The organism is Halorubrum alkaliphilum (assembly GCF_017873815.1).
Taxonomy (GTDB): domain Archaea; phylum Halobacteriota; class Halobacteria; order Halobacteriales; family Haloferacaceae; genus Halorubrum; species Halorubrum alkaliphilum.
Genome location: NZ_JAGGKQ010000003.1, coordinates 206,285 through 213,630, shown reverse-complemented (window position 1 = coordinate 213,630; position 7,346 = coordinate 206,285). Strand labels below are relative to the sequence as shown.

Below are 7,346 nucleotides of genomic sequence, written 5' to 3'. Positions count from 1 at the left end.
TCGATATGAACCACGTCGGCATCTCGGATCTCTTGACGGATCTGCTCGTACTCACAGCGACCGGCGCGCGCAGCGCGCTCGGTCGCGTGCCACGCAGATGCACCCGAGAGTTTGAGTCCATGCAGCTGCTCGAAGCGGTCAGCGATCTTCCGGTAGGGAAGGCGGTGATCGTACCGTGACAGAGCTGATTGAGCGATGACGTTCACCCCGAACTGCCCCTCATCGGGGCAGTCGGGGTGAGCCGCAACTGTCTCTGTTCCACAGGAATCGCACTGGTAGTAGTGGCGGTTGTACCGGGTGATTTCTGGGGGCTGCGGATCAGGGATCTCCTCGACGAGTCGGGGGCTGACGCCCACCGACTCGTCGAAGTGGTCGCCACACTCAGGACAACAGTCACAGGTGACTTCGATTTCTTCGTCGGGATCAGCTGTAGAACGCCACTCCGGATCGTGACCGTCCTTCCGACCGGGAGTGCCGCCGTCAGTTCGGACATCGTCATCTTCGTCATCCTGCGAGGTCGGGGACTCGTCGGTCCCCGACCGTCGCTTGCTGGGTGGAGTGTGTGGATTTTCGTACTTTCGGAGGCGTGTTTCGAGTTCTTCGATCCGCTCTTGCTGCTGCTCTATTCGTTCGTTCTGTTCCTCGATCCGCTCATTTTTCTGGTTGAGCTTTTCTTCCAACTCGTTGATTCGCTCCTCCATCTGGAGAAACCGCGAGAGAAGTTCATCCTTGGTGAGATCGTCCCAGCTCATCGATCCCACCTCGGAACGGCGACAGCAGGGCCAACGGGATGGTCTCCGCTGCTCGGAGACCATCCCTGAGAAGGCATTCCCGATTCCTGCTGACGGACCATGTGTCCCCCGCGTGTCTCTATCTACGAGACAGTGACGAAATCAGCCCGGGCTAAACACGTACACCGATCCGAAAGCGCGAGTAGCTCGTCACGATCGATCGTTCGTACGTGACCCGAGTCAATGAGACGGTGAAGGACCGGCGGTGCGAGGAGCTTTCGCGTCGCGAACTCGGCCGAGGAACGGAGCACGTCTCCGGCCCCGTCCTGTTCGTACTTTCGAGCGAACTTTCGGTAGGAGAAGTCACGGGGAGCCCACATCGATTCCGTTGTCGCAGTCCGTTCAATTAAACGACCCGGAAGTCGGCCGCGATGCGAAACGCTATACGACCGGTACTGGAATCAACGGTACGACAGGATGGTCTCCGGATCGCTGAGGCGTTTCATCGATCTGTTTCGACGCGGCGTTGATACCGTGTCGAACGAGGGCGTTGATCGAACGGCTCTACTGGTCGTTCGATACGTGAGCTGGCGAGTTCGGTTTCAAGAGCGGGTGGCAGATCTCCCACCACGGCTCAATCGGCTCGTTGTAGCCGTCGTCATCACGTGGGTTCGGTGGACGACGAGGGTACTCCGAAGGATACTGCCGGAGAAGTACACGGACGCGGATCCGTACGCGGTGTTATACGTCGACCCGGACCGGATAACACGAGTTTCCGGCCTCCATGACGAGAAACGACGCGGCTGGGTCGTCGACGGGGAGTGGGACGAGACGCAGGAGCGCTTCCAAGACCAACCCGTTCCGACGGCGATCAAGCAGCGTTTCGAGGACGGGTTGGAATGGAAAGAAACGGCCCTATGGGCGGAATACGACGCTCCGGAACGGTTCGAGCGCGAGTGCGCGAGGATCGAGCGGCTTCACGACCGGATCGCCACCGACGGCTATCGGAGCCAACGAGAGCTACTCAAGACGGATCCCGAGGCCGCATGGTCGGGAGTCAATGCGACGCTCACGCCACTGACCAACGAGGTCACGGTTGATATCGGAAGGGACGGGAGAATGCTCTGGAACATGTTGGGAAAACACCGTCTGTCGATCGTGAAAGTATCCGACGTGGAGACGATCCCCGTGTTAGTGTTCAGCCGGCATCGCGACTGGCAGCTGGTTCGCGAGGAGGAGATCGCTGGCGGGGAGGACTCCACGTCGTCTCGGACGCATCCCGACCTAATCCCTACCGCTGAAACCGATGGCAGTGACGAGTGATGACGATTTAAGACGGATATCGGAGATATGAGGACATAGGAATGCGCCTCGGGCAAACATCCGTCGTCTATCTCGTCTCGAAGTTCGGCGGGTCGATCCTCGGCTTCTTTGCGACCATCTACTTCACTCGGACGCTCGGCGAGGAGATATACGGCTTCTATGCCGTTACCCTCGCGCTCGTCTCGTGGCTGGGGATCGTCAAAAGCGTCGGCTTCGGGCAGGCGATCGTCAAGCGGATGAGCGAGGAGGAGGAGCCGGACGCGTTCCTCGCGGCCGGGACCGCAGTCAAGACCGCGCTCACACTGGTCGTTGCCCTCGGCGTCCTCGTCTTTCGAGGTCAGGTGAACGCCTACGTCGGCCAACCCGTCGCCGAGTTCGTCGTGTTGTTGCTCGTCGTCTCGATCCTCAGTGGTCTCGTTAACTCCGCGCTCAAGGGGAGCCACCGCGTCCACGTGTACGCACCGCTCAGTACGGCGAAGCAGGGCATACAGAGCGTCGTCATGGTCGGGCTCGTCTACGTCGGCTGGGAGCTCTCCGGAATGCTGCTCGGTCACGCTATCGGTGCCGCACTGATCGCCGCGGTCGGCCTCTGGTTCGTGAAACCTGCGTTCGTCGTTCCGCGATGGCGACACGTCGCTAGCCTCTTCGAGTTCGCGAAGTTCTCGTGGCTCGGCAGTATACAAAAGAAGACGTTCAGCGACATGGACATACTCGTTCTCGGTCTGTTCGTCCCCTCGGGGCTGACCGGGATCTACGCCGTCGCCTACGCCCTCTCGGAGTTCCTCGACATATTCAGTAACGCGATCCGGAACACCCTGTTCCCCGAACTCAGTAAACGCGCTGCGGACGACGACGACGACATGATCCGGATGCTCACCAACGACGCGCTCTCGTACGCCGGACTCTTTCTGATCCCAGGGATCGTCGGCGGTACGATTCTCGGCGACCGACTGCTACGTATCTACGGCGACGGATTTGCGGTCGGCGCACGGGTCCTCCCGATCCTTCTCGTGGGCGTGCTCGCGTATTCGTACGCCAAACAGCTTCTCAACACGCTCAACGGGATCGACCGTCCCGACCTCGCGTTCCGGGCGAACGCGGCGTTTATCGGCTCCAACCTCGTTTTGAACCTCGTTTTGGTCTACTCGATCGGGTGGGTCGGCGCGGCGATTGCGACCGCGACCTCCGCTGGGGTCGGTCTCCTGTTCGGGTTCTACTACACACGACAACACGTCTCGTTCACGATCCCCACCGGCGAGATCGCCCGACAGTGGGTGGCTGCACTCCTCATGGGTGGGGTGGTCTACGCCGCACGCTACCTCGGCGAGGCGAACTGGGCGTGGATAGCCGACTACAACGCGGTCTTCGTCGTCGGACTCGTCGGGCTCGGCGCCGTCGTCTACTTCGCGATCCTCTTCGGTATCTCGACGGAGTTCCGTACCACCGTCGCGAACAACCTCCCGTTCGAGATCCCGTACCTCAGGGACCACGGCGACCGGTAGCACGCGCGATCCGCATACGCGAAAAGGGTTTTATCCCGCTGTGAACACCTGCCGATATGATCCGGGGCGACTGTTTCCACTGTGGGGAGGCGTACACCAAACACGGGATGTCCCGCCATCTTCGGGCCTGTCTGCCCGAGTCACCGGGTGAATCGACGCTCCATCTCCGGGTCGCCGGCGCGAGACGAACCGACTACTGGCTCCACCTCGCGGTCGAAGCGGACGCGACGCTTGCGACGCTGGACTCGTTCCTCCGCCGGTTCTGGCTCGAGTGTTGCGGCCACATGAGCGCGTTCACGGTCGGCGACACGTGGTACGAGAGGCCGTACTCGGACGACGATCCCCCGATCGGGTCGGGAACGACCCGGCGCTCGATGGACGTCTCGATCGGGTCGGTCGCCGGATCGGCCGACGGGGAGTTCGACTACGAGTACGACTTCGGCTCGACGACGGCACTCGAGATCCGCGTCGTCGATGCCGACGGCTGGGCCGTCGAGACGCTCGCGGACCGGGTAGCCGACTCAGTCGCAGTGGACGACGAGAAGACGACCGACGCCGGAACGAGCAGCGTCGGAGAGGCTGACGACGAGATCGTCTTGCTCGCCCGCAACCGGCCGCCCGAGATCGACTGCGGATCCTGTGGCGCCCCGGCGACGAAGGTCTGCGAGACGTGCCTGTGGGAGCGCGGTCCCGACGCGTGGCTGTGTGAGGCGTGTGCGAGCACCCACGAGGACGACTGTTCCCGTCCCTCGTATCTTCCATACGTTAACTCGCCGCGAGTCGGTGTCTGTGGGTACACCGGATAACGCTCAGTCGTCCGTCGACGCCTCGGCGTCCGTGCTCTCTCCGACGTTCGAATCCCCCCCGGTGTCTGCGCCCTCCTCGACCTCCTCACGCAACACGTCACGCCGCGCAAGCCCGTACAGATACCCGAGCCCGACAGCTCCCGTGAACACCAGGATCGCCACGAACTGCTTCGCCTGACTCAGCGACGGCCCGAACACTGCCCTCCTCGCCCGAGACGGTAGGGCCCTCGTGAACAGGTCCTTCAAAAAGGCGCTCTCGTTTCCCTGCGCTCCGGGATACAGTAGCTCCATTACGCGCTTCGAGAAGCCCTGCCAGAACGACCGAAACAGGAGCCACCGGAACTCGCCACGATACTCAAAGAGCGTGTGGTGGACCACGGCGTCCTCGACGTAGGTCACGCCCTTCCCGTACTCCTCGCGGATCCGAATGCCGACGGGAGCTTCGTGCGCTTGGATGTGTCGGTCGCCTTTCCGACCCGTATTCACGTCGTAGCCGCCGACATCGAGAAAGACCTCCCGCTTGTACGAGACGTTCGAGCCGTAACCGTTGCGGATCTCCTCACCGTCCTCCGCGAACCCCAGTTCCGTACAGCCGACGAGCCAGTAGAACTCCTCGGGGAAGAAGTCGGGCTTCTCGGTCGTCCAGTCGGGCGCGACGTACCCCGCGACCGCCACGGCGTCCGTCTCCGCGTACGTCTCGACGTGGGTCGCGATCCAGTCCTCCTCGGCGACCCCGTCGTCGTCGATGAACGCGACGATCTCGCCGGAGGCCAGCTCCGCACCCTTCGTCCGGCTGAACGAGATGCCGCGGTTCTCGTCGTTGTCGTGGATCACGACGTTCTCGTGTCCCCCGAAGTCGTCGACTGCGCGTTCATACACCCGTGGGTTGCCGTCGATCACTAACACGACCTCGATCGGGTCGTGTGTCTGCGCGAGTGCGCTCTCGACGGCCGCAGTAAACACGTCGTAGCGCTCCATCGTGTACGTACAGACGACGACGGAGACGTTCATGATCGGGAGTTGACCGAAACGGCGAATAAGGATTGTGTTTCGGGGAGGGTCGTCGCTCTCGTGACCGCCGGCTTGGCCCGGTGACACGATCCATCGATCCGGGAGCGCTGCTCCCGCCACGACGCTGACGCCGTCGATTACGGCGTCGTTCGGCTCACTCCTCGGCCGGGGATCGGTTCGCGATCCGCGAGGCGAGTTCCCGTGCGGCCGCGACGTGGTCGTCGGCCTCGCGGTCGCCCGTCCCGTCGATCGCCGAGAGCAACTCGCCGATCTCGCCCGCCCGCTCCCGGATCACGTCGTCGTCGAGGTCTCCTGCCGCGATCTGGCCGGCAAGCGCCTGTGCCTCCCCGAGCCGCCAGCCCGCCTCACGCTCGACCGGACGCTCCTCGGTGGCGACGAGGTGGTCGTGAAGCGAGGCGATCGGGTCGAAGTCGTCCCCGCCCGGCGGGCCGTCAGCGATGTCGTCGCCGCTCTCCTTCTCAGTCATTCGTCATGGATGAACACGAGGCGCTTCTCGTCGGTCGTGGCCAAACAGAGTTCGATCCCGTCTCTGGTCGCGCCGATCTGTTGCCAGCCGTGGTCGCTGACGAACAGCGTCTGGAACACGCCGAGATCACAGTCGGGGTTCGGACAGCCGACGCCGGCCGCGTTCTTGTACACGGTCGTCCCGCCGCCCGAGCCCTGTCGAACCAGTCCGTCGGTCAGCGATCGCAACTCCTCGTCCGACATCGGCCCCTCCGTGTCGTGTTCTCCCATACATTCGATTTCGAGGTCGGCGGTATAAAAACGACCCGCCGGTTCGGCGGCGGTCGGGAAACGATCGCCGGTTCGGAAGCGGCAGCGGAGCGGTCGCCGGTTCGGAAGCGGTAGCGGAGCGGTCGCCGGCTCACCGACGGTCCCGCGTCGGTCAGTGGCCCCAGCGCCGCCCGTCCTCGTCGTACCGGGCGTCGGTGATCCGGTCGTGTTGGCCCCGCGTCATCGAGACGTCGGCCGCCCCGAGGTTCTCGTCGAGCTGGTCGACCGTCCGCGCGCCGACGATGGGCACGCAGGTGAACTCCTGCTGGTCCATCAGCCAGCGCAACGCGACCTGTGCGGGCGTGGCGTCGAGTTCGTCTGCGACTGCGCGGACCTCGTCGAGCACCTTCCAGCCGCGCTCAGAGAGGTAGAACCGCTCGAAGCGCTCGTCGAAGCTGCCGCGGGAGCCGTCCGGTGCCTCCACGGACTTCGGGTCGTCGGGGTCGGCGCGGGTGTACTTCCCGGTGAGAAAGCCGCCCGCGAGCGGCGAGTACGGGCAGACCGCGAGGTCTTGGTCGGCGACGACGGAGAGGTACTCCTCGACGTCCTCGTAGTAGCCGGCGTGGAACAGCGGCTGTGTCACCTCGAAGCGCGCGTAGTCGTTCACGTCGGACTGCCAGAGCGCCTTCGTGAGCTGCCACGAGGCCATCGTCGACGCGCCGAGGTAGTTCACCTTGCCCTCCTCGACGAGGGCGTCGAGCGTCGCGAGCGTCTCCTCGATCGGGGTGTTCTCGTCCCAGCGATGGATGTAGTACAGATCGAGGTAGTCCGTGTCGAGTCGGTCGAGCGTCCCCTCGATCTGGTTCCGAATGTGGGTTCGCGAGAGCCCCGAGCCGTTCGGGTTCGAGTCGTCGAAGCCGAAGTACACCTTCGAGGCGATCACGTACTGCTCGCGATCGCGCTCGGCGAGCCAGTTCCCGATGTACTCCTCGCTGGTGCCGTTCGGATCGCCGTAGACGTTCGCGGTGTCGATGAAGTTGCCGCCGCGGTCCGCGAACGCGTCGAGCAGTTCGTGGGCGTCCGCCTCGTCGGTTTCGAGGACGCCGCCCGTCCGCCGGCCGAAGCGCCACGTGCCGAAGCAGAGTTCAGACACCCGCGTGCCCGTGGAGCCGAGCTGTCGATAGTCCATATCCGGTTCGACTCCACCCGTAAATAAAAGCGTAGCCGTCGGTGGGGAT

At 63.6% G+C, this 7,346-nt stretch carries 8 protein-coding genes; 3 read left to right on the top strand and 5 right to left on the bottom strand.

Annotated elements, in window-relative coordinates; all coding sequences use genetic code 11:
* Positions 1 to 752: IS66 family transposase (locus J2751_RS03525; RefSeq protein WP_209483199.1), on the bottom strand; the 752-nt coding region annotated here is incomplete at its 3' end.
* A 561-nt stretch (positions 753 to 1,313) separates the two neighbouring features.
* Between J2751_RS03525 and J2751_RS03520 the strand changes: the two genes are divergently transcribed.
* Genes J2751_RS03520 through J2751_RS03510 form a run of 3 tightly spaced genes read left to right on the top strand, consistent with a single transcriptional unit; the run spans position 1,314 to position 4,362 of the window.
* Positions 1,314 to 2,054 carry a hypothetical protein gene (locus tag J2751_RS03520; protein ID WP_209483197.1) on the top strand — a complete coding sequence of 247 codons (741 nt, stop codon included), beginning with the start codon at positions 1,314 to 1,316 and terminating at the stop codon, positions 2,052 to 2,054.
* A 41-nt stretch (positions 2,055 to 2,095) separates the two neighbouring features.
* On the top strand, positions 2,096 to 3,556 hold the full coding sequence (locus J2751_RS03515) for a flippase (RefSeq protein WP_209483195.1): 1,461 nt from the start codon (positions 2,096 to 2,098) through the stop codon (positions 3,554 to 3,556).
* Positions 3,557 to 3,612: 56 nt separating this feature from the next.
* Positions 3,613 to 4,362: an IS1096 element passenger TnpR family protein gene (locus J2751_RS03510; RefSeq protein ID WP_209483193.1), complete on the top strand. Its 750-nt coding sequence runs from the start codon at positions 3,613 to 3,615 to the stop codon at positions 4,360 to 4,362.
* 3 nt (positions 4,363 to 4,365) lie between these two features.
* On the opposite strand, the gene aglG is transcribed toward J2751_RS03510, so the two are convergent.
* The 4 genes from aglG to J2751_RS03490 all read right to left on the bottom strand — a co-directional run bounded on the left by aglG (position 4,366) and on the right by J2751_RS03490 (position 7,297).
* On the bottom strand, positions 4,366 to 5,373 hold the full coding sequence (gene aglG / locus J2751_RS03505) for a glucosyl-dolichyl phosphate glucuronosyltransferase (RefSeq protein ID WP_209483191.1): 1,008 nt from the start codon (positions 5,371 to 5,373) through the stop codon (positions 4,366 to 4,368).
* Positions 5,374 to 5,527: 154 nt separating this feature from the next.
* A complete protein-coding gene (locus J2751_RS03500; RefSeq protein ID WP_209483188.1) occupies positions 5,528 to 5,860 on the bottom strand; it encodes a hypothetical protein in 333 nt (110 codons plus the stop codon).
* On the bottom strand, positions 5,857 to 6,129 hold the full coding sequence (locus J2751_RS03495) for a DUF7385 family protein (protein ID WP_209483187.1): 273 nt from the start codon (positions 6,127 to 6,129) through the stop codon (positions 5,857 to 5,859). Before J2751_RS03495 ends, J2751_RS03500 begins: the two co-directional genes overlap by 4 nt.
* A 151-nt stretch (positions 6,130 to 6,280) precedes the next feature.
* The gene (locus J2751_RS03490) at positions 6,281 to 7,297 is read right to left on the bottom strand and encodes an aldo/keto reductase (protein WP_209483185.1); all 1,017 of its coding nucleotides are present in this window, start codon (positions 7,295 to 7,297) and stop codon (positions 6,281 to 6,283) included.
* Positions 7,298 to 7,346 lie beyond the last annotated feature (49 nt).